Genomic DNA, 26,436 nt, shown 5'->3' with positions numbered 1-26,436 from the left:
TGGAATGAATAAATTATTGACCCTGACCCCTTTGGCGGTCGCGATTGGTTCTTCACTAGTGGTACCAAGCGCAGTGGCTTCAGAAGAGACAAACTCAACCCCATCGGCAACCGAAACCATTCAAGTCTACGGACACCAGTACGAAGGTTACGCTGAACATATGCCTCAATCGGGCACCAAAACGGACGTCGAGTGGCTTGATGTGCCGCAAGCGGTCTCGGTGGTGACCAAAACAGAAATGCAAGATCGCGGCGCGGTGCGCTTAGTGGATGCGTTAGATGGGGTGGCTGGGGTCAATAACACCTTGGGTGAAGGCAGCCGCGATCAGTTCATGATCCGTGGTTTTGATTCACTCAATGATATGTACCGTGACGGCATGCGAGACGACGGTACGTTGCAGTCTTACCGCAGTTTGGCGAACGTTGAGCGCGTTGAAATTGTGAAAGGCCCGGCAGGCGCGCTGTATGGCCGTGGCTCGGCAGGTGGCATCATCAACTTGGTGACGAAGCGCGCTAACGGCGATAACTTCACCCACGTAAAAGGCAGTGTGGGCAGCAACAGCCAGTATGTTGGTCAAGTCGACAGCTCAATGGCATTTTCTGACAAGGTCAACGGACGTATTAACTTGGAATACCGTCAGGCCGATTCTTACGTCGATCATGTTGATTCGAACGATTTCTTCATCGCGCCGACCATTCGAGTGTTGCCAGCGGACGGTCACACGATTGATATTGACGTTGAATACGCCCATCAAGAATTAGTGCCATATCGTGGTGTGCCATCAAAAAATGGCAAGCCAGTTGATTTGCCAGTGAGTACTTACTTTGGTGGCACGAACGATTATCAGGAGTCGGACAGTCTTCGCGTTGCAGTGGACTACGAATGGCGTTTGAGTGATCAATGGGTATGGAACAACCGAGCGGCGTTCAACCATATCGAACTTGAGCAAAAAGGCACGCGTCAGGGCAAAGTGACGGGCAATGAAGTGTCTCAAACCGTGAATAACTTTGGCTACGATCCTCGTACTACAACCACTTTGCAATCTGAGCTGATTTGGGAAACCAACGACAACCAATTGATGTTGGGCGCGGATTTCAACCAAATTGATATCGACCTGACGTTGGCAAGTGACAAAACGCTTCCTCCGCAAAATATCTACAACCCAGTTGTGGGCCCAACACCCGATCCGGGCTTCAAACCATTCCGTGACAATACCACCACAACCACGGGTGTGTACGTGCAAGATGTGTACACGTGGGGCGACCTTTCTGTGATCGGTAATGTGCGTTACGACTCGATGGATCTCGAACAGCAAAAAGCGGGCGCAGGAAAGGAAAAATTGGACGATGACAAAGTCAGCTACCGCACTGGTTTGGTATACCGCATCAATTACGACACCTCCGTTTACGCCAGTTTAGCGCGCTCTTGGCAGTTGCCGTACGCAGGCATCTACATCAATCCAAAGTTGGCGGAATTCTTCCATACAGACCTAAAAGAAGTGGGGGCGAAAGCGTACCTGCTGGATAACGCATTAATGTTGAATGCGGCACTGTTCCAGATCGACCAAGAGCAGCCACAAACCAACGTAGACGGCGATGTCATCGACAAAATTGAAGTACGTCACCAAGGCATTGAGCTAGAAGCTCGCGGTCAAATCACCAAACAGTGGGACATCTCTTTGGGTTACAGCTACTTGGATGCGGAAGACAAAGCCACAGGCAAAAAGCCGAACGATGTGTCAGACCACTTGTTCTCCCTTTGGAGCACTTACCAATTGGATGACAACTGGCGTTTGGGGGGCGGCGTGAAATACGTGGGCGACCGTTATGCAGGTAACGACGAAGCCGTCGCACTTGGCGATTACACCACGGTGGATTTGATGGCGGCGTACACCACTGGTCGTCACAAGATCCAAGCGAACGCTTACAACATTTTGGATGAGAAATACATTCTTGGCGCAACAAACGGCACGTCTGGCCTAAACCAGATTGGCTACGGCGCACCAGCCGAGTTCATGCTTAGCTACGGATACCAGTTCTAGGCTTGTTGTGCGTAGTTGGCGCACGTTAGCCGATTTTTGCCTCTTATTGAGGATGTTTTAGCCCCGAGAGCCTACGGGAAATGTTCTGCCCGAGGCTCAATTTCTCGCAAAGGAGACCTTAATGTCTTACCAGAATTTGGATGGTAAAGTGCGTGTACGTGCTGGTTTGTCTACCACTTACAGTGTGCTCGCGATTGCTATCGCTTCTGCCACCTCCATGAGCGCGGTTGCCGCTCCTGCCGCAAAAAACGAAACCACCGTGATGGAAACGGTGGTTGTCACTGGCAGCGTGATTGGCAACTCTGACATTGAAGACGTCAAAGAGTACCCTGGTGCTCGTACTGTCATTACCCGTGATCAAATTGAGAAAACCGCAGCGGGTTCGATTGATAATGCGCTACAGCGCGTTCCGGGTATTAAAGTTCAGGATGAAAGCGGAACGGGCGTTTTGCCTAACATTTCCGTACGTGGTTTGAAAGCGAGCCGCAGTGGTCATGCTCAGTTCTTGATGGATGGTGTGCCGCTAACGCTCGCGCCATACGGTCATACTGGTCAGTCTATCTTCCCAGCAACGCTGTCGATGCTTGATCGTATTGACATTGTACGCGGTGGTGCCGCAGTGCAGTACGGTCCAAACAACGTCGGTGGTGTGATCAACCTAGTGACCAAACCGATTCCACACACTTGGCAAACTGAAATCAGCAACCGCCTTACCGTGTTTGACGGTGGTGATGCGCCGCTGAATGATTTTTACCTACGCACGGGTGGCTGGTTAAGCGACACATTCGCGCTGCAGTTGGAAGGTAACTTTCTAAAAGGCGAAAGCTTCCGTGAACATTCCGATACGGACGTGAAGAACTTTCAAGCTAAAGCACAGTGGCTACTGAGTGATACTCAAGAGATTCAAGCATTCCTGCAACGTTACGATGCTGAAACGCAAATGCCGGGCGCACTTTCGCCACAAGATTACGAGCAAGATCGTCATCAATCGAAACGTCCTTACGATGATTATGAAGGTAAGTCGACGCGCTGGAGTGTTAAGTACATCCACGATTTGCCATTTGCCGACAGTGCCGAGCTAGAAGTGCTCACGTTTGGTCACAAATCAGAGCGTCTTTTCAAGTGGGGCTTTAACAGTGCGGGTGGCCATTGGGCGGATCCGGCTCTGCCTGCGACGGACGTTCGTACCTCTCCACGTGAATTTACCGTGTACGGCATAGAGCCGAAAATGGCGATGTATTTTGGTGAAGGCAAATCCGTTACCCAAAACTGGATCGTGGGTACTCGTTATGTTAACGAAGACATTGACTACAAACTCACTCAGACTCCAATCGCTGGTGGCGCAACCAAAGTGCCGCGTGATTGGCATTTAGATACGGATGCGTTTGCTGGTTACGTTAGCAACGAGATTGGCTTGTTCAATGATACGTTGAAGGTAACGCCAGGGCTGCGTGTTGAATCGGTTCGCATGACGTTTACCGATCGCGGTAAAAAGCAAACGGCAGACAACAAGGTGACCGAATGGCTGCCGGGTTTGACGGTGGCATACAACGTGACCGATCAGTGGGTAACGTATGCGAACGCGCAAAAATCGCTTCGTGCGCCACAAATTGCCTACATCCGAGGCTTGGGTGAAGAAGGCAGCGAACTGGCTTGGAACTACGAAGTCGGCGCGCGTTACACCCAAGATGCGACCAGCTTTAACGCTGCACTTTATCGCATCGATTTTGAAGACCAACTGCAATGGCAGAGCTCAACGCAGACCTTCGATAACATCGGAAAAACACTTCACCAAGGTTTAGAACTTTCTGCTCGTTACGTGCCTGAAGTTCTACCTGCTCTGAGCTTGGGCGCAAGTTACAACTACCTCGATGCCACGCTTGAAGAAGAAGGTGCGAATAAAGGTAACCAGCTGCCTTACACCTCTAAACATCAACTTGGTTGGGATGCGACCTACGCGTTTTACGGCATGGACACCACTCTATCGGGCTTCTACTTCAGTGATTCGTATACCGATAACGCCAACACCAGTGCCGAAGACGCAACAGGTGCAACGGGCAAAGTGCCGTCTTACATGGTGTGGAACTTCAACTTGGGGACGGATTTATACAAAGACGACAAAGGCAAGTTACGCATGAATGTTGCGGTGAACAACTTGTTTGACGAGGAGTATTACTTCCGTGGGATTGATACCAGCCCAGTTGGTCGGTACCCAGCTCCAGGACGCTCTTACACACTGGATCTGAACTATCACTTTTAAGCGTTTCGTTCACCGAGTTTGAAAAGAAAAGTCGCCAATTTACCTTGGCGACTTTGCCGATCTTAGGTACTGGAAAACTCTTAGCACTGGAAAAAAGCAAGATGAAAAATAAAAAACAATTTACGATCAAACACTTTTCAACCGTTTTGCTGATGCTGTTGAGCTCAGCTTTGATGTCATTTAGCGCATTTTCTCAGGCGCGCAGCGTGCAAGATGAGCAAGGCACTTTTGAGCTAGAAGCGATACCTCAACGTATTGTGGTTTTGGAGTTTTCGTTTGTGGACGCTCTGGCGGCCGTCGATGTCTCACCGGTAGGCGTTGCCGATGACAACGATGCCACACGAGTCATCCCTGCTGTTCGTGACAAGATTGAGCCTTGGCAATCGGTCGGCATGCGCTCACAACCGAGTTTAGAGGCGATTGCGGTGCTCAAGCCTGATTTGATCATTGCCGATGCAGAACGTCATCGCGCGATTTATCAAGATTTGCAGCGAATTGCGCCAACCTTGCTACTAAAAAGTCGTGGTGAGACATATCAAGAAAACCTCGAATCTGCACAGAAAATCGGCGTGGCGATTGGCAAGCAAGCGCAAATGACGCAACGCATTGAGCAGCACAAACAGACCATGGCAGAGTTCAAACAGCATTTTTCGACACAAGAAACCATTCAGTTTGGTGTGGTTTCCGACAAAGGGATGTGGCTGCATAGCCCGGTTTCTTACGCTGGTGGCGTTTTGAGCACTCTAGGCATCCAAAGCCCGCTGGCTCCATATGAGCGCAATGCGTATATCCCAACCAGCTTCGAACTTTTACTAAAAACCAACCCTGATTGGTTACTAGTTGGACTTTACTCTCAACCAAATGTCGTGGATGAATGGCGCAAAAATCCATTATTTAAGCTGTTAACTGCGGCGAAAAAGCGACAACTGGTCGAAGTCTCTCCGGAGCTGTGGTCATTAAATCGTGGCATGTTGGCGGCGGAAGAAATTGCCCGCAACCTTGAAGCGTTATTGGAGCGCTCATGAGTGCGGCGATAAGCTCGGAAAGCGCGTCTTCGGTTAGCAAATCGCATTGGAAAGCGAGCTTGTTTGTCTGTGCTATGGCGTTGTGTACGCTCTCAGGCTATGCAGCCTCAATGATTGGCTGGTCCAACTTTTCTTTGAGCGTTAATGATCTGACAAGCTATTGGTTTGCGTTTGATGAGGGCAATATGCTGCATCAAATCCTCGCGACGCTGCGTGCGCCTCGTACCTATGCTGGGTTATTAATTGGCGCTTCGCTTGCGGTATCCGGAGTGCTGATGCAAGGGTTAACTCGCAACCCTTTGGCGTCGCCATCCATTCTCGGCATTAATGCTGGTGCGGCGTGTTTTATGGCCTTGGCCTCCATCGGCGCACCATTCTTTAGTCAATTGAACCCAATCATCAACGCAGTATTCGGCGCGCTACTAAGTGGTGGTGCGGTCATGTTGTTGGGCGGTTTTTTCTCTGCGCGTTCTCACCCGTTGCGTTTGGTGTTAGCGGGCATTGCCATCAGTGCGCTACTGATAGGGTTGACTCGTGCGTCGGTAATCTTGGCAGATGACATGGCTTACAGCGTGTTGCATTGGTTAACGGGTTCACTCTCTGCGGTAGATTCTCAGCAGTGGCTGCAACTGTGGCCTCTTGCGACTTTAGGTTTGGTGCTCGCCATGGGATTAGCGCGAAACTTAAATTTACTCGCGTTGGGGGACGAAGTGGCTGTCGGGTTGGGTGGTAACATTCGTCTTACTCGATTAATCAGTGGTTTAGCGGTTGTGCTGTTGGCGGGTACTAGCGTGGCGATTGCTGGGCCAATTGGCTTTGTCGGGTTGTTAGTGCCGCACTTGGTACGCCCGATTGTTGGTCACAACTATCACATTCTCATTCCGGTTTCCGCTTTGTGTGGCGCGGCATTGGTGACGTGGTCAGATGTTTTGTCACGCGCGATTGCCTTTCCGGCCGAAACGCCGGTGGGCGTGATTACCGCACTGTTGGGCACTCCTTGCTTTATCGCGATTGCAATGAGGAAATCATCATGATGAATCAAACCAAACTGATGGCACAGCTTGGGCTTTTGCTGATTGCGTCGTCTCTCACGCTGTTTGTTGGCGCGGCGAATCTGTCGGCTCAACAGGTTTTTGCATTGCTGTTTTCTTTCTCTGATTCGGACTTTGTGATTCACCAATATCGACTGCCGAGAATGTTGCTCGCTATTGGCGTGGGCGCTGGATTAGGGCTATCAGGCGTTTTAGTGCAAGGCGTCATCCGCAATCCACTTGCCTCCCCAGATTTAATGGGGATAAGCGCAGGGGCAGGGCTGGCGGCTACCGCTTGCTTGGTGTTGTATCCGAATGCGCCGGTGGCAATGTTGCCGATGGTCGCTATGGCGGGAGGTTTGCTTGCTGCAGGCTTTATTGCTGTTCTGGCTTATTGGTCGAAGCCAACACCTGCGCGTTTGGCGCTGATTGGCGTTGCTGTCAGCGCATTTTTAGCCAGCGGTATCGACTTTCTTCTGATTGTGAACCCTATCGAAATCAATACGGCGATGGTCTGGCTAACGGGTAGTTTGTGGGGACGAAACTGGCAACAAGTGCCGTTTATTTGGAGTGCTCTATTGCTGCTACTGCCATTGGCGTTTTGGCTGGCATGGCGGTTAGATGTGATGGGACTGGGAGAAGAAAGCGCCACTACACTTGGCACGAAACCAAGACAGATCCAAATTCTTGCGTTGATTGCTGCCGTGCTATTGGCGAGCATCAGCGTGTCTGTGGCAGGCACTATCAGCTTTGTTGGCCTGCTTGCGCCGCATCTTGCGCGTTTGCTGTTTGGTCACAATCACAAGTTATTGATTCCTGCTTCTGCAACCCTTGGCGCGCTGTTGGTGATTTGCGCCGATGGTCTAGCGAGAGGCTTACAGCCACCAATTGAGTTGCCAGCGGGTGTGCTGACTTCTGTTATTGGCGCACCATATTTCATTTTTCTTTTGTATCGTTATCGAGGTTGGTAAGCATGTTACGAACGCAGAATTTATCCGTCGCGTACGGCAAACAGACCATCATTCCGGATCTCTCTTTGTCGATTCCTCAAGGTAAAATTACCGCGCTTGTTGGCCCAAATGGTTGCGGTAAGTCGACACTATTAAAAACCTTGGTACGCATCAATAAACCAGCTTCTGGCCAAGTGTTGTATGACGACAAACCACTAAGCAGCTACGGTGATAAACGCTTGGCACGCTCGTTGTCTTTGCTGCCGCAGATTCTCGTCAGTCCTGAAGGTATTACAGTCAGAAAACTGGTCGAATATGGCCGCTCGCCTTATCTCTCTCATTGGGGTCGGTTAAGTCAACAAGACAAAACCTTAGTCGAGCACGCAATGCAAGATACTGGCGTGATTGAGTTTGCTGACAAGCCAGTTGAATCGTTGTCTGGCGGTCAAAGGCAAAGGGCGTGGATTGCGATGGTAATGGCGCAAGATACCGACGTAGTGATGCTTGATGAGCCAACCACTTACTTGGATCTCTCTCACCAAGTTGAGCTGATGAAACTCATGAGGCATATGAACGACAAAGGCAAAACAGTGGTCGTAGTGCTACACGATCTAAACCAAGCCTGCCGTTACTGCGATCATTTGGTGGTGTTGGAAAAAGGTCAGTTAGTCACGCAGGGAACGCCGCAAGAGGTACTGACAGAAGGCATGTTGGCATCGGTGTTTGATTTACAAGCGAGAGTATTTAACGATCCAATCTCAGGCACGCCGATGTGTGTGGCGGTGTAGGTCTTACGTCTTTCGAAAGCTATCTGCAATAAAAACGCTGAGCCATAAAAACAAACCCCGCTAGTAACAAAGTTGCTAGCGGGGTTTGTTGTTTTTAAGATCGTTCCTAACGTGGCGTTTAAGCCAGTTTAAACGTCGCTACTTTCGAGTTGAGATCCTCTGCTTGCGATTTCAGCTCAGCAGATTGATTCATCGATTCTTCGGCACCAATCACCAAGTGATCGGTCACATCTTTAATGGACGTGACGTTTTGTGTGATTTCATTGGTTACGTGCGTTTGCTCTTCGGCTGCGGTCGCGATTTGCGTTGCCATATCGCTGATCAGCGCAACGGCCGCGTTGATTTCATCCAGAGCCAGTGCTGCGCGATCGGCATCTTCCACCGAACCTTGCGCGAGCTGAGAGCTTTTATCCATGATGGTCACAGCGCGTTGTGTGGTTTGCTGCAAAGTCTCGATCGTCGAGCGAATCTCTTCGGTTGAGGTGTGTGTGCGTTGTGATAGCACGCGAACCTCGTCTGCAACTACGGCAAAACCGCGACCTTGTTCACCTGCACGCGCCGCTTCAATCGCCGCATTCAGAGCCAGTAAGTTGGTTTGCTCTGCGATGTCTCGAATCGTTGATAGCACGGTTGAGATGTCTTGCGCGTGCTGGTTGAGCTCGCCGATGACAACGCTCGCTTGGTTGACTTCAGAAGACAAATTGTTGATGGACGATTTGGAGTTGATCACCAATTCATGACCATTTTGTGTGCTCGCTGAAGAGTCTTGTGCGGCTTTGGCCGTCTGCTCTGCATGCGCTGCAATCTCTTGTGTTGCCGATGCCATTTCAGTCACAGCGGTCGCCACCATAGTGATTTCTTGTTGCTGATGGTTCAGATCAGAAACAGACTGATTCGCGCGAGTCGTGCTCAGTTCTGATTGCTGGCTTAGTTCTTCCGCTTGGTGACGAATGTGACCTATAAGCTGCTGTAAACTTTCGACAAACTGGTTGAAGTTTTCAGCCAGCTCACCAACTTCGTCACGGTTTTCTACTTTGATGCGTTGAGTCAAGTCGCCGCTACCGTTAGCGATTTGCGAAAGCGCATTCGAAACGTTGTAGAGTGGGCGGAACAAGATGTTACATAGCAGGTTAAACAGCGCCACACAGATGATAACCACGATAGCCGTCGCGATAATTTGATCCCAAACGGCATCGTAAAGTGGTGCAACCAAAGAGTTGTGAGCCAACACCGTTACCGTCGTGAGCTTGGTGCCCTCAATTGGACGCGCATAAATCACATAATCGGTGCCGCTGATCGACACGCGACGTTCAGTGCCTGAGCGTGCAGCGTTGGTGATGTCGTTGTTGTTTAAGCCCAGTTTGCTAACTGGTTGGTTTAGGAGCTTGCTGTCGTTATGGGTGAAAATATTGCCCTGATCGTTGGCAATAAACATGTAGCCTTCACCCGGTAGGATCACTTGGTTGAGGCTGTTTAAAATATCTCCAATTTCGACATCTGCACCCAGTACAGTTGTTTGGCCGTGCAGTTGTAACGCCTTACCGAGCGACACCACATTCGCACCAGTTGCAGCAGCAACGGTCGGGTTATCCATAAAGACTTTCGATGGATTGGCAATGGCGTTGGTGTACCAGCCCCACTTGCGAGGATCATTATTGCCTGGCGGTAAAATCACCCCATTGGCGTTGTCTTGTGAGCCGTCTGGGTAAGCGAGGAAGACGTTATCGAACGCGCCGGAATCTCGCACCTGCTTCAAGTGCGTCACGATGGCTCGTTTTTCTGACTCAGCAGAAAGGGAGGTGAGTGCTCGCTCTTTAGAGAGTAGCCAGTCACTTACGTACTGGTTGTATGACGCGCTGGTGCTTTCCAGACGCTGGGCAACTTCCGCATCCAACCGTTGTAACGAATCTCGAAAAGACAAGCCTTCGACTAACACGCCCCCAAGGATGATGGCAGCACTGGCCGAGATAGCCAGTTTATTCTTCAGTGATAAATTTTTGAACATAGCAGCGATTAATAGATTTTTTGTACCCAAGCGGCGTTAAGTGTCGGGCTTAATACCCATTTACCTAAAAGCGCGGGGTAGTTTGTTATTGGTTATTTTCATTCGTATATGATTCGGCGTCGTCGCTGAAAAGCGTTTTTGACGCCGAAATCATCGATTGATTATATTTTACTGCTCAAAATAAATACTGGCGCTATGTCGCGAATTTGAGCTTTATAAGAAATAAGAACCTAATACGAGAGCGGTTTGTTTTATGTATTTGTAAAGTAAGGATTTGTCGCGTTTTGTAAATGATAATTGATTTCGCCAAATGGTGATATAGATCACATTTGAGCGGTAAATAATCCATTAAAAATGTGAAGGTCATGGAACGAGGATTATATTGATCGGCTTAATCATAGTTATGGGCAATAGTTATGCGCAGTATATTGTTAGTCCCCGCGTTATTGTTGTCAGGGTGTGCTCTGACACAACAATCCACGCCGATTCAGCCTGATGCCAACTGGCACGTTAATCAGCTATCCAATGGAATGAAATACCACATCTATCCAACTCAAGACCAAGAAGTTTCGGTTCGTTTGGTGATGCACATTGGTTCGTTCCAAGAAGAAGCCAATCAAAAAGGCTACGCTCACTTCGTTGAGCACATGGCATTTAATGGCAGCACACACTTTACCGGCAATGACGTTGTTAAGCTTTTTGAGCAATCTGGCGGCAGTTTTGGCGCAGATATCAACGCGTTTACCACCTATCAGCAAACCTCCTATAAGCTCGACTTGGCCAATAACGAGAAGCTTGAAGATGCCCTGACTTGGATGCGAGACATTGGCGACGGTTTAGAGTTCGCTCCAGCTCAAGTTGAAAAAGAGAAAGGTGTTGTCTTGGGTGAATGGCGACGCGCCAATCCGGATGATAAGTCGTTTTCGATGCACGCGTATGAGGCTTCGATTGAAGGAACGCCTTACGCCGAGCATGATCCAATCGGTACTCGTGATGCAATTGAGAACGCGACGTCAAATGGGCTGAAAAACTTCTACGAGAAATGGTATCAGCCGCAGTATGCCGAGCTGATCGTCACGGGCAATGTGGACGCTAAGTCGCTTGCTAACATCATCAAGAACAAGTTCTCGAACTGGGAAAGTACCTCAGATATCGCCATCGAAAAGCGTCGTGACATTCGACTCAATACTCAAGACGAAATTCTGCCAAGCAACTCGATGGAGTCACCAAGCTTGCATTTGGTGATTGAACGCGGCGATCTTCGTCGCGAAACGGTCGAGCAGCAACACGCAGAATGGCGGGACGAAGTGGCCATTCAACTGATTCAACAGCGTTTGATCAGCCTTCTCAATGATGCCGCCGAACCTTACCAATACGTTTATGCGCAGCCTTACTACTCGAACTACCAACGCCTGATGTCGGCGGGTATCTCATTTTCGCCTGACCACCGTGAACAAATGCACCAAATTTTCATCAGTGCGTTGACGTCACTTCGCGATTACGGTGTGACACAAGCTGAGCTAGAGAGCATCACATCTAACTGGTATGGCGAACTGGCAAATCTTGATTCTGATTGGAGCAAACGCAAGCCAAATAGTTACGCGGAAGCGCGTATTTTCCAATTGGAGCAAGACAGCGTAAGCCAATCGAAAGAGAGCTATGCGCAAAGCTTGGCAGCTTTTTTGGATAAAACGACGCTAGAGAGCGTAAACGCGCAGTTAAAAGAGCTGCTGTCTAATCAACCAAGCTTTGTGATTGGCATGGGCAAAAGTGAAACGCAAGCGCAGTTTGCTGATGTATTCACTGCGCTTAACAGCGCCTACCTACAAGCTGGTGAAAAGCCTTCTGACATGAACGCCAAAGCAGAAGGCTTCCTGCAACCAGCAGAGGAAGGCAGCATCGTTAGTATGCGTCAAGCTCCGGGTGGTTTTCAGGTTTACACCCTATCAAATGGTGTGGATGTTTGGTTCCAAAAAGACGCAAAAGCCGGTGGCCGCGCTTACATCTACTTCACTAGCCAAGGGGGTAAAGCAGCCCTAGATAAATCGCTTTATCCAGCCTACGAACTGGCTGCCATGACCGCCGTTCGCAGTGGATTAGGAGAGTTTTCTGGCTCAGAACTGGATGCCTATTTACGTACGAACAACATCGCTTTTGGTCCAATATTCGAGCCAACAGTGCATGGCGTTCAGGTTACGACGCAAAAAAATCGTCTAGTTGAAGCTTTGAATGGCTTGTACAACCTTTCGACCGAAATCAAGGTTGATGAGCGTCAGCTTGCCGCGGTGAAACAAGAGTTTAAGCAAGAGCGCAGCGCTTTCTTGGAATCGCCTATGGGTAAGCTTATCCAAGTAGCGAACACCAGCGCTTATACGCCGGATAGTCGTCATCGTTTACTGAGCAGTGATGGTGCCGATACCGTCACGCCAGAGCAGATTCTTGCGGTGCATGATCAACTATTTAAAACCGACCACGGTTACAAAATGGTGATTGTTGCAGACGTTGAGCCTGAGCAAATTACGCCACTTCTACGCAAATATGTGGCATCAATTAAGATGAAGTCGGGTAAAGCTGTAGATTATCGTGTGTCATTTAATGATGAGCTGCCAGCGCGCTCGGTCGTCACTGATGGTCACGAGCCTTCATCGTTTTACCTGCTGCGTTTTACCAACACCGACAAGTACAACCGTACGGCAAAAGACACGGTGATAGAAGACATTCTGGAGCGCATCAGTGCCGCACGAGTACTGGAGACGTTCCGTGAAGAATCAAGCTTAGATTACAGCCCTAGCATTTATACGATGACGCAAGATGGTGAGCCGATTTCGGACTGGTTGTTTGAATCGCAGGTGGATCCAAAAGATGTGGGTTTGATGGATAAACTGTTGGATAAGGTTTTCGACGATCTCGCGATCAACATTACCCAGAAAGAAGTCGACACCGCGGCCAAGCAGCTTGCTGTCGCGATGCAAGGATTGGGTGACAACCCTGGTTCTCGCGCTTGGGTTTACAGCCGCTACCTCGCGCACGACTACGGATTGGATGTTGTGTTGGATGTGGAGAAAGCCGCTAAGAGCGTAACACTAGAAGAAGTGAAAGCACGTGCGGCATCGGCGTTTGGTCCAAATGCCAAGCGTTCTGCGCTGATTCTCAACCCGATGTGAAACCAGACATTGGATGCAAACAGTAAAACGAAAAAGACGGCTTAATCGCCGTCTTTTTTATGCGCTTTTGCGCGCGAGTCGCTTTTCAGTGTTGGCGCTGTTGTCTTTCGCCGTTGCGCTTTCTTGCGCTTTGCCTTTCAGGCTGACCACTTCTTTTTCTGGCAATTCTGCTGCTTCACCGAAGAACTTACCGCCCGGTTCAATGCTCAGATTGTTGCTCCAGATTTTGCCACTGACACGACCTTTGGTGAGTACTTGAATGTGCTCTGCGTGACAGTTTCCGTCCAGAATACCATTGATGATCAGCTGCTTGGCATACACATCGCCAGTGACTCTACCGCTTTCTGCAACGACTAACGTGCCTTCGACATTCAGTTGACCATCGACGATGCCGTCAATCTGGACGTCGTTTTCTACTTTGAGTTCTCCGCTAACAGTACAGCCTTTGGCGATGAGAGTTGAAGCTGCTGAGCTACTCGTTGTTCCACGGTTTTTATCAAAGATTCCCATCGTATTTTTCGCTCCTTAGTAAAGATATCTTCAAAATTATTAAGGCTCCAATCAACAAACGGTTTTGGGTTCAATGCTCGTCCGACAAAGCGCACTTCGTAGTGCAGATGTGGGCCAGAAGAGAGCCCACTGTTGCCAGAAATCCCAATCAAATCGCCTTTTCTTACGAATTGGCCGCTTTGCACTTTGAATTTCTTTAAGTGCGAGTAAGAACTGGTAAAACCGAAAGAGTGCTGTAGCCTCAGAAAGTTGCCAGAGCCGGTATTGCTGCGACGAGTGACTTCCACCACGCCATCGGCAGGGGCATAAATTTTTGTTCCGATGTTCACCGCGAAATCTAATCCGCGGTGCATTTTCGCTACCTTGGTGACAGGATGAATACGTTTGCCAAAACCGGATGAAAGTCGAACTTTACCCACAGGCGAACCGTTTGGAATTTGATTGAGCATCAGCGTTCGCACATTCGAAGTGATCGCTGCTGAATCCAGTCGAGTATCCAAATCTTCATTGGTGGCGTGATTATCCACGCCAAGCACTTTTTCTAGCTCGCCTAAGCGCTCGGAAACCAACTGAACCCGCTCCTCTCGCTCTGAAAGGTCGTTTTCTAGTTCAGACTTCAACGCCTTTAATGTACTGAGCTCTTCGCCCATGCTGCGTGAGTGCTCGGTGAGCTGCGCTTGTTTCATCGCTGCGCTATCGACCCGCGCGTAGAGATGGTTTATGAGAATGGCGGTAGCTGCCAAAGTCAGTACAAATAGCCCTAAAAAGGTTTTTAGGTTGCGTTGCATCCGTTTACTGAAATACCAATGCTTGGAGCCATTGATGGTTGATATCGAGATCGTCAGTTGGTCTTTCATCATGTCGTAATGATCGTATTCTGGTATAAGCCTCGTCACTGAGTGAGCTCGACTGTAAGGAAAACCACAGGGGACTGCCAGAGGCAAATTGGAAAGAAGTGTCAGGTCGTGAGCCGTTTTCCGATATTTGATAAAAGACTCAGTGCAGATTTAATGTTGGGTTAATTTTGGTCGGTGTTGCGTGTTTGGCACTTTAGAGTGACGAAATTACCAATAGTATGAATGTGCAATTCAACATACTTCACGGTTTATCCTATAAATTGCGGATATTTTAAGAAATTAATATTCATTAAATTGATAACTGGCGACGGATCTTTATGATGACGGTTGATATGCCGATAGAGCACTCATTAGCCAGTGTTTGGCGGTGTAGGAGAACTGTAATTCGTCTCTACAGAACTCGATTTATTAAGGCTTAAAACTCGAATGCAAAACGCATTTACGAACCGATATAACTAACAACGGAGTTGGTCGTGAAAAAACTATTATTGGCTACAGCAGTGGTCGCAGCAGCGGGGGCCGCTGGGTACCTGTACCAAAATAACCTTCCTCAGAGCGGTTCAAGCTCACTATTGGCGCAAATCCCAGCCGATTCGCTCGTAGTTACTTTCCAAACAGAACCTTTCAAACACTACGAATATGTGAACGCGTTTGGCTCTGCCAATCAAATGACCATGTCTGATATGTTTGTTGGTGAGCAGCTGTCACCAAAAGAGCAGTTTGCGATCGATCTGTTTGACGGATACTTAAAAAGTGCTGCGTCGCCAGAAACTTTGAAAGCGTACTTAGGTACAGGCGATGAGATCAACCCAGTGCTTTACACGCTCGGTATGGTGCCAGTTTACAAACTGCCAATCGAGAATCCAGAGGCGCTTTGGAAAACGTTGGATCACGAAGAGCAAATGAGCGGCGTGACACACGAAAAAGTGAAGCTGGGTACGGTGGAGTACCGTCGTTATGAAATGACGGATGCAGTAGATCCGCAGGATGGCATTGGCTTAGTTGTGGCGGTTATCGACAACGTGCTAACCGTGACGGTGGATATCGCGGAGTTGGGTGATCTTAACCCGTTGAAAATGGCGCTGGGTCTTGAGTCTCCAACCCAATCATTAGCGGATAGCGGTCGTGCTGAAGCCATCCAAACTCAGTATGGTAAAAACAACAACTCTTTTGGCTACATCGACCATCGTGAAATCATCAAAGGTTTAACCACTGTTGATGGCAACATGTTTGCTCGTCAATTAACTCGTCTTAATGTCGATCCAAACATTACGGAAATGCGCACACTAGTTTGTCATAACGAGTTTACGCAAATTGCAGAAAACTGGCCTCAATCGGTGGCGTTTGCGGAGTACAAGCTAAACGGTGAGCAAGCGTCAATCAAAGGCGGCTTTGTTGTTGAGTCGAAGAATAAAGTGATCGTCGATGCGCTTAAATCGATTCGTGGTGTGTTAACCGAGTCTAACAGCGATAAGAGCTTCTTTAGCTTGGCGCTAGGCATCGACATCAATACGCTTGCGCCATCGATTGGTCAAATTTGGACAGAGATAACTCAGCCACAATACCAATGTGCGCTGCTGAGCCAAATGCAAAAAGACATGGGCGGACAAAACCCGGCGGCAGCGGTCAGCATGGGCTCTGGCATGCTGAATGGGTTGAAAGGGTTGAGCATGCAACTGTTCGATCTGAACATCAATCCTGATGCACAGTTTGGCGAAGTGTTTAGCCAAATGGATGGCATGTTTACTCTGTCTGCGAAAGATCCAAACATGTTGATTCAAACTGCGCAAATGCTAGTTCCTGAATTGGCGCAGCTTCAACTGCAACCAGACAACCAACCTGTGAACGTAAGTGACTTGTTAGAGATGCACACGGGCATGAAGATGGACGTGTTTGCACGCTTAAATGGCAGCCACCTAACGCTATACAGCGGTGAGTACGCGGCAGAAGCAAGCAAGGACGTGATGGCTCAAGAGTTGAAGCCAAACGGTTTGTTGAGCTTTAGCATGGACTCAGAGCGTATTCTGGAAGTGTTAGAAAAAGCATCAATGGCGACAGGCCAGCCTCTTCCTGAAGACGTGCTAGTGAGCTTCCAAAACGAGCTAACGGGCGGCATGAAGATGGACGTTACTGACAAAGGCATCGGTTTTGAGTTTGATTACCGCAGCTCGACCAAAAAGGTGAGCGTTGCCCAGCAGTAAACGCAACAATACTTGAAACCCTACGAAAACGCCCACGGAATGCTGTGGGCGTTTTTCTTTCTTCAATTAAGTCGGTGACATTAGCTGGCTTTCTCTGCCACCTCTCGGTGTTGTTGCGCTTCTTCAGTGTTGAACCCACGTAGAATATTGGTCAAGGTGATGGCGGTAAACAGCACTACAACCAACGACAAATGCCACGCTTCACTCAATCCAAGTTGCACCAGCGTCATACTCACCAAGGAAGAGACCACCATTTGACCGCCGCCAGACATGGCTGCTGCCGCGCCCGCTTGCTCTTTGTATGGTTGCATCACAAGTGCTTGTGCACAAGGCAACGCAATGCCATTGCCAAGAATCATCAACAATTGTCCAATCATCAAATACAAGGGCTCTACCGGGCAGAAAAACAACCACAGTGCAGCACTGATATGCAAAACAGGCGTGCAAAGCAGCATTTTCTTATTTCCGATGACGGGGCGGATGCGGTTACAAATGGTTGTGCCGCCGAGCATGCCTAACGCGGGGATCAGTGCCCACATGGCGTATTCGTCCGATGTCATCCCGATTTGGTCTTGCATGATAAAAGGCATCACGGAGACGGTCGTGATCATCAAGCTGAAGTTGAGCCAACTGATGCTCGCAAAGCTCATAAAATATCGAGACGAGAGCAAATCACGATACTGCGCCAACATTTTGGCTGGAGAAGGGATTGCAGAGCGTCGTGTGATGGTCTCTTTGAATCGAAACGCAATGATGATCCAAGCGAGTGACACGTAACCCAACAATGAAATGAACACCATGCTCCAGCCAAAATGGAAGTTAATGAACCCACCAATCACAGGAGCAATCAACGGCGTGATGGACGCTGCCATAGCAATGTAAGACATCGCGACGGGAAGCTCATTCCCACTAAACTGGTCGCGAGTAGAAGCCCGAGCCAACACCGCGCAGCAACCCGTCCCCAAGCCTTGCAAAAAGCGGCCTAATACCATGCCAGTAAACGTATGGCTCCAGAAAATGATCATCAGCAAGCCGGACATTGCGATCAGCAAACCAGCGAGTAGCACTTTCTTGCGCCCTAATGCGTCGGACATTGGGCCATAGATGAACTGGGAAGGGCCAAATCCAAGTAGATAAATACTCACGAGGAGCTGCGCTTGATCGAGTGAAACTGAGAAGTCTTTGGCGATCCAAGGTAGGGAAGGCATCACTAAACCCATGCTCAGTTGGCCAACACTGATGATCAAACATGCCAATAGAATCGTGCGGAAATTGATGGGACGGTTCATGATGATTCACCATCGGCGAATCCGGCATTTTTTCGCGTTCTTAGAGCGCCATCTTCATCAAACTCGCTCAATTTTGCTTTGACTCGTTTAACCGTCGACAAGCTGACATCGCATTGCTCTGCCACGCTTAACAGCGTGTTCCCTTCTAATAGTAACGCCGCGATGAGCCGATGTTTTTCCCGGTCAGCAGGGCGGCCACGGAACTTCTGTTTCCACAAATCTGGTTGATCTTTAATGGCTTGGCGGCCTTGCTCTGCCGCGAACAACCGATGTTGAATTTGTACCTTTCCATAACCTGATAGCAAAGCGAGTAACGTTTTCGTCTGTTCTGAGTCAGGTTCAAACGTCAATGGTTCACATACGGTTTTTAGTGTGACGCCTTTTTCAAGCAAGGCTCGAATGGCGTTGAGAGCCTGACTAAAATCGCGACCAAATGCTGTCAGCCACCACATCACGATGGTGTCGCCAGATTGAATCGTATTGCTAAGCTTTTGAAACGCTTCTCTTTCTGAAGGGGGAACGCAGCCACGAATTTTATCTTCAAAATGCAGCGCATCAGGAGCTGCCTCACGCAACGCGGCAAGGTGCTCACTGTGGGCTTTGTTTTTTGGAGAGTAGCGCGTGTAGATATAAGTCGCCATGACCGCATTCCTCATTGGGTTGGTTCATATACTGTAATGGTCCATAAATATACAAGGGTTCATTAATGCTTACAACACTAAATGAGCCATTTAAGTTTTCTTAGAACATATCCCAATTATCTAGGTGATGAGTTTTATGGCTGATTGGTGTTCAAAGATGTATGTTGGGGTATCTGTCTGCAAGCAATGAAAAAAGCCGATACAGATATTTGTATCGGCTTTTTATTTTAGGTGTTGTATTGGCTAGCTTTGCAATGGCTCACCTTGTGGCGAGTTTGGCTTTGGCTGGTAATGCAAAATCACCATCGAGGTCGGTGACAGCAAGACTTCGCCTTCTGCGTGCCCAGGGTTGAGGTTGCGCACATTGGTGTCACAAATCGTTACCCATTCTTGATTACGCTCGTTTGGCAGCTTAAATCGCGCTGTAGCGTTCGTTTGGTTGATGAGGTAAACCAACTCTTGCCCGTCTTTACCAATGCCTAAGTGAAGTGCTACGGAGCTTAATCGGTTCCAGTCGTCGTGTTCCATTAATCGGCCATCGGTTCGACGCCAGAAAATGCGGTTGTTGTTGCGATTTTCGCCGCTGAAAGCACGGATGAAAGGCACCATGTATTGGTGACGGTTTGCGACCATTTGCGCCATCCAAGTTTTGAAGTGCGCTTTGCGCTCCGTCTCGCTCCAGTTGATCCAACTGGTTTTATTGTCTTGGCAGTAGGCGTTGTTGTTGCCACCTTGCGAGTGTGACAATACATCGGCGGTCAAAATGTGCGGAATACCAAACGCAAAGAGCAAGCTCGCAATCAGGTTGCGTTTTTGCTTCTCACGCGTGGCTATGATCATGATGTTTTCCGTCTCGCCTTCTACGCCGTAGTTTTCTGAGCGGTTGTCACCGTGGCCATCGCGGTTCTCTTCGCCATTGGCTTCGTTATGTTTGTGCTTGTAAGAGACTAAATCTTGCAACGTGAAGCCATCGTGGTAAGTGATGTAATTTACCGTGAGTTTGTATGGCCAGTTGGCGGCGCTGTAGATATCGCGAGAGCCCATAAGGCGAGTGGCGAATTCTTTCAAATAGCCTTGATCACCACGCCAAAAACTGCGGGAAATATCGCGCAGCTTGTCGTTACATTCGTTCCAACCAAATGGGAAGTTACCAACTTGATAGCCATTAGGGCCAATATCCCACGGCTCGGCAATCAATTTGGTTTCACGCAAAATCGGGTCTTGAGCGACGGCTTTGAAAAATGCCGCTTCAGGGTTGTAATCATCCCCTTGACGTCCCAAAGTGGCGGCCAAATCAAAACGGAAACCGTCGATTTTGAATTCGCTAACCCAGTAACGCAGCGTGTCCATAACCAGATTTAATGCTGGTTGATAGGTGAGATCGACCGTGTTGCCACAACCTGTGTAGTTGGCGAAGTGATTGCCGTGTTTGATGTAAAAGCGAGAATCGAGCGCTTTGAGATTAAATACTGTCGCGCCTTCGCCTCCTTCTGCTGTGTGGTTGTAAACCACATCCAGAATCACTTCGATCCCATGCTTGTGCAGCTCACGAATGGTGGTTTTGAGCTCGGTTACCGCGTCTTTTTCTGCGTAACGAGGATCGGGCACCATAAACAAATAAGGGTTGTAACCCCAATAATTGACTTTACCCATCTCCAATAAATGTGGCTCATGCATGCACGCTGCGATAGGTAGCAATTGCAACGTGTTGATGTTTTGCTGTTTGTAGAACGCTAGCATCTGAGGTGAAGCAAGGCCAAGGTACCGCCCTTTGGTGGTTGCACTGACTTCTGGATGTAATTGGGTAAGCCCTTTAACGTGCGTCTCAAACAGCACCATGTCCTCTCTCGGGATACGAGGATGATCCGTTTCCTGCCAGTCGAAAGTGTCTTCAATAACGACGCATTTCGGCATATCAAAACTTTTGGCTGGAGTATAAGGAGGATGGTAGTGAAGGGCTTTGTCTAAAGATTTGGCGTAAGGATCGGAGATGAGTAATGGTTCATCTCTATGTGTGACAACGTAACCATATTTTTGCCCCGGTTTGATATCGGGAATAAAGGTATGACGTATACCCGCATATTCATTGGGTAAGTCATGCAAACTATAGCTGCCATCGCTTGCAAACAATGCCAGCTGGATATCTTTTACACCCGGAGCATGAATAGAGAAGTTACAGCCTTCTTTATTTAACGTTGCGCCTAGGGGGTAGGGGCGAGAGAAAAGTCGTGTCATCGGAGATACTTTATTTATTATTTATTGCTACCTTTAGGAAACTATAAGTTAAAAACTTTGTCTTACTAAGGTCAACCACCTTAAATAGAAAAATATTCGTGTAATTTAATTACTTTAGATGACGACTTCGGGTCAAAAATATGAATTAGCTATCACTTTGTAGCGGCTCAAAACCGAAGAAACTTACTAATTCCTCCCTAGATTGGTGATCTGACTCGAAAAAACACCATGCGGTAATTTCTCTACTCCCTTCTCATCCCCCCTAAATTAGTTTGGGGCGGAGGAAGTCATCCTTGTACCCCTCGGGTAGTCTTATAACTGTTGAAACAAACGGGGATTCGTTCCCATCTTACCTCTCTTTCTTTAGGTGCGTTTTTACTGCCTATATTCACCTGAGGGCGAGCAGGGAAGACAGAATTATAAATACCCTTAATGGAGTTAAGAATGAAAAAAGTAAGTGTAATTGCAGCTGCTGTTGCTGCAACTTTAGCTGCTGGTTCTGCTTTCGCAGTGGACTTCCACGGTTACATGCGTGCTGGCGTTGGCGTGAACGCTGACGGTGGTCAACAACTAACATTCGAAAAGAACAAGGTTGGTCGTCTAGGTAACGAGAGTGATATTTACGGCGAGATTCAACTAGGTAAAGAAGTTTACAACAACAACGGTAAAACGTTCTACGTAGACTCTATGATCGCAATGACTTCTAACGGTTCAAACGACTGGGAAAGTACTTCAACTAACTGTGGTATGGACGGAAGCAACGTGAAATGTGTAGACGATGCACAATTCGCTCTACGTCAGTTTAACGTTCAAGCTAAAGGCCTACTAAACTTTGCTCCAGAAGCGACACTTTGGGCTGGTAAGCGTTACTACCAACGTCATGACATCCATATCTCTGACTTCTACTACTGGAACATCTCTGGCGCGGGCGCTGGTGTTGAAGGTATCGAAGCAGGTCCAGGTAAAGTTTCTTTCGCTTGGGTTCGTAACGACCGTGGCGATATCGTAGATACAGGCAATGACGGCGGCGCAACAAACGTTAACACTCTAGACGTACGTTACGCAGGTCTTCCTCTATGGGACAACGGTTCTCTAGAAATGGGCTTGAACTACGCGATTCTTAACGAAACTGACGCTGCGCCAAACAGCACTAAAGATGCGAAAAACGGCGTAATGTTCACAGCAGAGTTGACTCAAGGTCTAGACTCTGGTTTCAACAAAACTGTATTCCAGTACGGTACTGAAGGCTACTCAAAAACAATGGCGTTCTACGGCGACGGTAGCTGGTACGGTGCAGAAGCTGATAATGGTGCATCTGGTTACCGCCTAATCAACTGGGGTGTAATCGGCATGGGCGACAGCTGGGAAATGGGTCACCAACTAGTATACGGTGTTGGTGAAGACATGTGGGCTGGCCAAGACAAGTGGGAAACAATGTCTGTTGTTGTTCGTCCAATGTACAAATGGGATGACAACCACAAAACTATCTTCGAAGCTGGCTACGCTATCGACGATAACGACGGCGAAGAAAACAAATACGGTAAGCTAACTGTTGCTCAAGCATGGTCTGCTGGCTCTAGCTTCTGGGCTCGTCCTGAAATCCGTGTTTACGCTTCTTACCTAACGGCTGACAAAGAAGACAACTCAAACACATTTGATAACGGTCGTTCAGACGATACGTTCCAATTCGGTGTACAAGCTGAAGCTTGGTGGTAATCATCTAACCACTAAGTCCTAAATTGTCCTAGAATGATACAGCCAGAACCTATCTGGCTGTATTTATTTCAAAAACAATAATGAGTCGAGGTAGACAGTAATGAGAAAATGGCTTGCTCCCGTACTGCTGGGCATGTTGGCTACTGGTTGTGCGTCCGTAGAACAAGTAGAGATGAGTCCAAAAGGTCAGCAACAAGTAATCACTCAATCGGGTGATATTCAATGGGTACCGCTTAATGTGCCTGTGGTTACTGAGTTCGCTTTGACTGATAAAAGCCAAATGCTGTTGGATGGCAACAGTGCTGGCGCAATTGCAGCGTTCGCTCTTCCGGGCAATCGTGGCAGTCTCGATATCAAATTAGAGACATTCGTAAGTAAAGAACTTCAATTTTATGCTCCAAATGTCGCAGTGATGAACTCGGCAGGAGAAACCATTTACCAAGCCGATTTCTCAAAGTTTAAGTACGAACCAGCAAAACTGTTGGACAACGATAAATTCGTACTTGATCTCAATGTGATTCCAGACATGACAGGTAATGATCTTCATGTATTGGTTTACACGACTTCCGCCGATCTAAAAGGAAGTACACAAGTTCTACACCCTGCAAAAGCCTTCGCCATGGCGCGCCATACTCAGCCGCCAGATATTGCAGACCCTCTCGCGAAACATAGCCCATTGGGTCAGTTCCGCTTTTCGGTATCCGCGAATGATATCGTGAATACCAAGATTGTTGCGAAAAACGACAACATTCCTCAAGGTACGGATCTCACTAGCTACTACCACAGCTCTATTGAAGCGGCAGTCGCAGCGAACGATATTCCGAAAGCACTCACCTTGCTTGATGAAGCAAAAGAGCTAGGTATTGAAGGCGCACAAGAAGTGTTTGTGAAAGCCGTAAATAAAAAATAATCGAATATAAAAGGTCAGCGAAATGCTGGCCTTTTTTCATAGAAAATAAACCAATAAAAATACCCCTACATAGAGTTACCTTATTCACATAATTATTTTTATTGCTTTGTTTTTTATATTGGTTAGATCAATAATTAATGACAGTTCCTAATTTATATTTTTATCTTAGGAAATAAATAAAACTCTCGAAGTGATTTAAATTCTCAAGCCGACGATATTTAGCGTTCGATATTCCCATTTTAATAACGATTAATATTTATTTTAGTCGTTGAGTTTATTTTGCTTTGGATATACTAAAAAGGAATTACGTGAAATGAACATGATGAAGACCTCTCTTGCTGCTGCCTTACTTGTTGCCTTAGTAGGTTGTCAATCGACGGCAGAACCTGAAGCGGCCGCAGAGCCAGTTGTTAATATGTCTCAAGACGAAGTGGTTGCTTTCATGAAAGCGTGTGACAACCCAGATAGCACGGCGAAAGGACCAATTTCTAAACCACTATTTGTGGTGGGTACGTTTGCGGATTCCGATTGGAAACACGTGCCTCAGCGTCAATACACTTACAAAGGGAATAACTTCTACCAAGCGGTGGTTCAAGAAAAAGTAGGCTCCTACAAAATGCAGTATGCGACCGAGCTATGGTTCCCACAATTTACTGCAAAAGGAAATAGAATGAATGTTGGTGAATTAACACCATTAACGTTTGGTGGTTACGGTACTGATACGGTTGTGGATATTAAAGAAGATGGTAAATATGTCTGGAGCCTTCAGTTTGAAGGAAAAGGCAAACCTGTTCATGTCATGGTAAATAAGTGCCAATAATATTCCATTAAGTTATTTAAAATTAGTTTTTATTTATTAGCCCCTACATGGAAAACATGTTGGGGTTAATTTTATTACTCAAATGTTTGTAGGTTATTTGAGTAAATTAGGGAGAGTAAAATGCGTAATGTTCTACGTAACCATCGCCTGTATCGATCGCTGCTTGCGTTAAGTGTGATGGGTGCTTTATCTGCGTGTAATTCTTCTGGTGGCGACAGTAATAGCAGCACGCCGCTACCGGATACGAGTTATGCTTGCCAAGCCAATGTCATGGCGCAAAGTAACCAACTTCGTACTTATCAAATCATGGTAGAGAGTTTTGTGGATGGTGATGCAAGCATTGGTTACGGTACTGGTTATGGCACCAGCCATCACAATGGTGATTTGCAAGGGGTGATTGATTCACTCGATTACATCGAAGACTTAGGGATGAATGCGATTTGGTTGACGCCAGTTTTTGAGTCAGAAGCGATAGCAGGACAAGATCATTGGGCGGATCGTTTGGACGCCACCGGCTATTTTGCGACAGATTACTTTAAAATCGACCCTAAATTTGGTGACTTAGCGACCGCGAAAACTCTAGTCGAAGAAGCACACAAACGCGGTTTGTACGTATTTTTTGATGGCGTATTTGGCCACCATAAGAATGGTTTGATCAAACCCTCACCTTCCGGCTTGTTGCCTTCTGGCTCAAGCAATCCCGTCGATTACCCAGCCAGTCTCGATTTCTACAAAGAGGTGGCGACGTATTGGATCAAAGAACTCAAGATTGACGGCTGGCGTTTAGATCAAGCCTATCAAGTTCCGACAGACGCATGGACACAACTTCGTAAAGCCGTCGATGAAGCCTCACTAAGTGTGACGTACACCAATAGCAAAGGCGATCAAGTGAATCCGTTGGGTTACATGGTGGCAGAGATTTGGAAAGGGGAGTCTGAGATCGCGAATGAGGCGTATGGATCGAACAGCGATCCCGCATTGTGCTCTGCGTTTGACTTCCCTATGCGCTATCGCATCGTTGAAACTTTGGCCGTGAATGAGAGTGGCGTGGGTGGTCGCGGTGTGGATTGGCTAGACAACGGCTACAGCACACACAACCAATATCCAACACATGCGCAGCCGAATTTGATGATCGGCAACCACGATTTAGTGCGCTTTGGTGACTTGTTGCAGCGCGGAAACTTGGCGGATGTGAATGATGCAGAATATTGGTTACGCCATAAAGCCGCGTTTGCTTTCCAAGCTGCGTACACTGGGCCAATCACGTTGTATTACGGCGATGAAATCGGGGATCAAGTGGATGGTTTTGCCGCAAAAGAAGACAACAACACCTGTGCTATTCAAGGTTTGTGCGATGATCACGTTGCGCGCAGCAGTGCGAAAATTGAAGGCGTGACGGCGACGCTTGATGCAAACCAAGCCGATCTCAAAGCTTATGTGACATCGCTGATGACAATGCGCGATACGCATCCCGCACTTTATCAGGGGTCACGCACGAATTTAGTTGCGAGTAACGGCAGTTATGTGGACTTGAAACAATCTGGTTCAGACAAAATCTTGTTTGCGCTAAATTCCTTAGAGAGCGCGAGAACCGTCATTCTTGCTCAGGAGAGTGTTGGCACCGGTGAGCTGGTGGATTTACTCACGAATGAAAAAATTGCTCCGAGCAATGGTCAATATCAACTTCCGATGTCGCCATTACAAGGGCGATTCTTTGCGGTAACTCCCTAGTGAATCATCCAGCATTGCCGCTCATCGGTTGAGCTGCACAGAACTTTTCTAATACACAAGCCAAGTGTTGTTGCTGACCCCCATAGGTGCACACTTGGCTTTTTTCGCTCTACTGCTCTCCTTTTTCTCAACTTCTCAATGGTTTCTACCAAGGTGCGGATAACTGGCTACCTCGCGTTTTGTACAGGTATTTTGCTGTTAATCCGTACGATATTTGTGAGATAAGCTGCACATTAAAAAGCAAATTAACACTCGTGCAACG

At 47.9% G+C, this 26,436-nt stretch carries 18 protein-coding genes; 12 read left to right on the top strand and 6 right to left on the bottom strand.

Annotated features, from left to right (window positions below):
* Nucleotides 1-4: 4 nt before the first annotated feature.
* The 6 genes from UF05_RS12075 to fecE all read left to right on the top strand — a co-directional run bounded on the left by UF05_RS12075 (nucleotide 5) and on the right by fecE (nucleotide 8,095).
* Complete coding sequence (locus tag UF05_RS12075; protein ID WP_045545573.1) at nucleotides 5-2,041, top strand: TonB-dependent receptor; 2,037 nt, start codon at nucleotides 5-7, stop codon at nucleotides 2,039-2,041.
* A gap of 121 nt (nucleotides 2,042-2,162) precedes the next feature.
* Nucleotides 2,163-4,301, top strand: a complete 2,139-nt coding sequence (gene pvuA, locus UF05_RS12070) for a TonB-dependent siderophore vibrioferrin receptor PvuA (RefSeq protein WP_045545572.1) — start codon at nucleotides 2,163-2,165, stop codon at nucleotides 4,299-4,301.
* A gap of 101 nt (nucleotides 4,302-4,402) precedes the next feature.
* Entirely contained in the window at nucleotides 4,403-5,326 is a 924-nt protein-coding gene (locus UF05_RS12065; RefSeq protein WP_045545661.1) for a Fe(3+) dicitrate ABC transporter substrate-binding protein FecB, read from the top strand.
* Nucleotides 5,327-5,400: 74 nt separating this feature from the next.
* Nucleotides 5,401-6,360, top strand: a complete 960-nt coding sequence (locus UF05_RS12060; protein ID WP_374011539.1) for a FecCD family ABC transporter permease — start codon at nucleotides 5,401-5,403, stop codon at nucleotides 6,358-6,360.
* A complete protein-coding gene (locus UF05_RS12055; protein WP_045545570.1) occupies nucleotides 6,357-7,328 on the top strand; it encodes a FecCD family ABC transporter permease in 972 nt (323 codons plus the stop codon). The genes UF05_RS12060 and UF05_RS12055 overlap by 4 nt, the downstream gene beginning before the upstream one ends.
* A 2-nt stretch (nucleotides 7,329-7,330) precedes the next feature.
* Nucleotides 7,331-8,095 (top strand): Fe(3+) dicitrate ABC transporter ATP-binding protein FecE, encoded by a 765-nt coding sequence (gene fecE, locus UF05_RS12050; protein ID WP_029852972.1) that lies wholly within the window; start codon nucleotides 7,331-7,333, stop codon nucleotides 8,093-8,095.
* A gap of 118 nt (nucleotides 8,096-8,213) precedes the next feature.
* Here the strand turns inward: fecE and UF05_RS12045 are convergent, their stop codons facing one another.
* Complete coding sequence (locus UF05_RS12045; protein ID WP_045545569.1) at nucleotides 8,214-10,100, bottom strand: methyl-accepting chemotaxis protein; 1,887 nt, start codon at nucleotides 10,098-10,100, stop codon at nucleotides 8,214-8,216.
* Nucleotides 10,101-10,516: 416 nt separating this feature from the next.
* On the opposite strand from UF05_RS12045, the gene UF05_RS12040 reads away from it, so the two are divergent.
* A complete protein-coding gene (locus tag UF05_RS12040; protein WP_045545568.1) occupies nucleotides 10,517-13,264 on the top strand; it encodes a M16 family metallopeptidase in 2,748 nt (915 codons plus the stop codon).
* Nucleotides 13,265-13,321: 57 nt separating this feature from the next.
* Here the strand turns inward: UF05_RS12040 and UF05_RS24610 are convergent, their stop codons facing one another.
* Entirely contained in the window at nucleotides 13,322-13,774 is a 453-nt protein-coding gene (locus UF05_RS24610) for a bactofilin family protein (RefSeq protein WP_020838276.1), read from the bottom strand.
* On the bottom strand, nucleotides 13,678-14,631 hold the full coding sequence (locus UF05_RS12030) for a M23 family metallopeptidase (protein WP_005455166.1): 954 nt from the start codon (nucleotides 14,629-14,631) through the stop codon (nucleotides 13,678-13,680). Before UF05_RS12030 ends, UF05_RS24610 begins: the two co-directional genes overlap by 97 nt.
* Nucleotides 14,632-15,104: 473 nt before the next feature.
* On the opposite strand from UF05_RS12030, the gene UF05_RS12025 reads away from it, so the two are divergent.
* Nucleotides 15,105-16,832 (top strand): hypothetical protein, encoded by a 1,728-nt coding sequence (locus UF05_RS12025; RefSeq protein WP_045545567.1) that lies wholly within the window; start codon nucleotides 15,105-15,107, stop codon nucleotides 16,830-16,832.
* Between the two features lie 80 nt (nucleotides 16,833-16,912).
* Here UF05_RS12025 and UF05_RS12020 read toward each other — a convergent pair whose 3' ends face one another.
* The 3 genes from UF05_RS12020 to glgX form a co-directional block, all read right to left on the bottom strand.
* On the bottom strand, nucleotides 16,913-18,121 hold the full coding sequence (locus UF05_RS12020; RefSeq protein ID WP_045545566.1) for a multidrug effflux MFS transporter: 1,209 nt from the start codon (nucleotides 18,119-18,121) through the stop codon (nucleotides 16,913-16,915).
* Entirely contained in the window at nucleotides 18,118-18,762 is a 645-nt protein-coding gene (locus UF05_RS12015; RefSeq protein WP_015313664.1) for a recombinase family protein, read from the bottom strand. Before UF05_RS12015 ends, UF05_RS12020 begins: the two co-directional genes overlap by 4 nt.
* 243 nt (nucleotides 18,763-19,005) lie before the next feature.
* Nucleotides 19,006-20,997 (bottom strand): glycogen debranching protein GlgX, encoded by a 1,992-nt coding sequence (glgX, locus tag UF05_RS12010; RefSeq protein ID WP_025506352.1) that lies wholly within the window; start codon nucleotides 20,995-20,997, stop codon nucleotides 19,006-19,008.
* A gap of 444 nt (nucleotides 20,998-21,441) precedes the next feature.
* Here glgX and UF05_RS12005 point away from each other — a divergent pair, with 444 nt between their 5' ends.
* From UF05_RS12005 to UF05_RS11990, 4 genes are all read left to right on the top strand, one after another.
* Nucleotides 21,442-22,713 carry a maltoporin gene (locus tag UF05_RS12005; protein WP_017447176.1) on the top strand — a complete coding sequence of 424 codons (1,272 nt, stop codon included), beginning with the start codon at nucleotides 21,442-21,444 and terminating at the stop codon, nucleotides 22,711-22,713.
* A 100-nt stretch (nucleotides 22,714-22,813) separates the two neighbouring features.
* The gene (locus tag UF05_RS12000) at nucleotides 22,814-23,623 is read left to right on the top strand and encodes a MalM family protein (RefSeq protein WP_024702201.1); all 810 of its coding nucleotides are present in this window, start codon (nucleotides 22,814-22,816) and stop codon (nucleotides 23,621-23,623) included.
* Between the two features lie 313 nt (nucleotides 23,624-23,936).
* The gene (locus UF05_RS11995) at nucleotides 23,937-24,443 is read left to right on the top strand and encodes a hypothetical protein (protein WP_005500002.1); all 507 of its coding nucleotides are present in this window, start codon (nucleotides 23,937-23,939) and stop codon (nucleotides 24,441-24,443) included.
* Nucleotides 24,444-24,563: 120 nt separating this feature from the next.
* Entirely contained in the window at nucleotides 24,564-26,174 is a 1,611-nt protein-coding gene (locus tag UF05_RS11990) for an alpha-amylase family glycosyl hydrolase (protein WP_045545565.1), read from the top strand.
* Nucleotides 26,175-26,436: the final 262 nt, after the last annotated feature.

Source organism: Vibrio sp. S457-15 (assembly GCF_000960545.1).
Classification (GTDB): Bacteria; Pseudomonadota; Gammaproteobacteria; order Enterobacterales; family Vibrionaceae; genus Vibrio; species Vibrio parahaemolyticus.
This window is presented reverse-complemented; position numbering and strand designations above follow the sequence as displayed.

Coding starts and splice junctions, on each gene's coding strand:
- UF05_RS12075 (WP_045545573.1), top strand. CDS start 5: ATGAATAAATTATTGACCCTGACCCCTTTGGCGGTCGCGATTGGTTCT.
- pvuA (WP_045545572.1), top strand. CDS start 2,163: ATGTCTTACCAGAATTTGGATGGTAAAGTGCGTGTACGTGCTGGTTTG.
- UF05_RS12065 (WP_045545661.1), top strand. CDS start 4,403: ATGAAAAATAAAAAACAATTTACGATCAAACACTTTTCAACCGTTTTG.
- UF05_RS12060 (WP_374011539.1), top strand. CDS start 5,401: ATGGCGTTGTGTACGCTCTCAGGCTATGCAGCCTCAATGATTGGCTGG.
- UF05_RS12055 (WP_045545570.1), top strand. CDS start 6,357: ATGATGAATCAAACCAAACTGATGGCACAGCTTGGGCTTTTGCTGATT.
- fecE (WP_029852972.1), top strand. CDS start 7,331: ATGTTACGAACGCAGAATTTATCCGTCGCGTACGGCAAACAGACCATC.
- UF05_RS12045 (WP_045545569.1), bottom strand. CDS start 10,100: ATGTTCAAAAATTTATCACTGAAGAATAAACTGGCTATCTCGGCCAGT.
- UF05_RS12040 (WP_045545568.1), top strand. CDS start 10,517: ATGCGCAGTATATTGTTAGTCCCCGCGTTATTGTTGTCAGGGTGTGCT.
- UF05_RS24610 (WP_020838276.1), bottom strand. CDS start 13,774: ATGGGAATCTTTGATAAAAACCGTGGAACAACGAGTAGCTCAGCAGCT.
- UF05_RS12030 (WP_005455166.1), bottom strand. CDS start 14,631: ATGAAAGACCAACTGACGATCTCGATATCAACCATCAATGGCTCCAAG.
- UF05_RS12020 (WP_045545566.1), bottom strand. CDS start 18,121: ATGAACCGTCCCATCAATTTCCGCACGATTCTATTGGCATGTTTGATC.
- UF05_RS12015 (WP_015313664.1), bottom strand. CDS start 18,762: ATGGCGACTTATATCTACACGCGCTACTCTCCAAAAAACAAAGCCCAC.
- glgX (WP_025506352.1), bottom strand. CDS start 20,997: ATGACACGACTTTTCTCTCGCCCCTACCCCCTAGGCGCAACGTTAAAT.
- UF05_RS12005 (WP_017447176.1), top strand. CDS start 21,442: ATGAAAAAAGTAAGTGTAATTGCAGCTGCTGTTGCTGCAACTTTAGCT.
- UF05_RS12000 (WP_024702201.1), top strand. CDS start 22,814: ATGAGAAAATGGCTTGCTCCCGTACTGCTGGGCATGTTGGCTACTGGT.
- UF05_RS11995 (WP_005500002.1), top strand. CDS start 23,937: ATGAACATGATGAAGACCTCTCTTGCTGCTGCCTTACTTGTTGCCTTA.
- UF05_RS11990 (WP_045545565.1), top strand. CDS start 24,564: ATGCGTAATGTTCTACGTAACCATCGCCTGTATCGATCGCTGCTTGCG.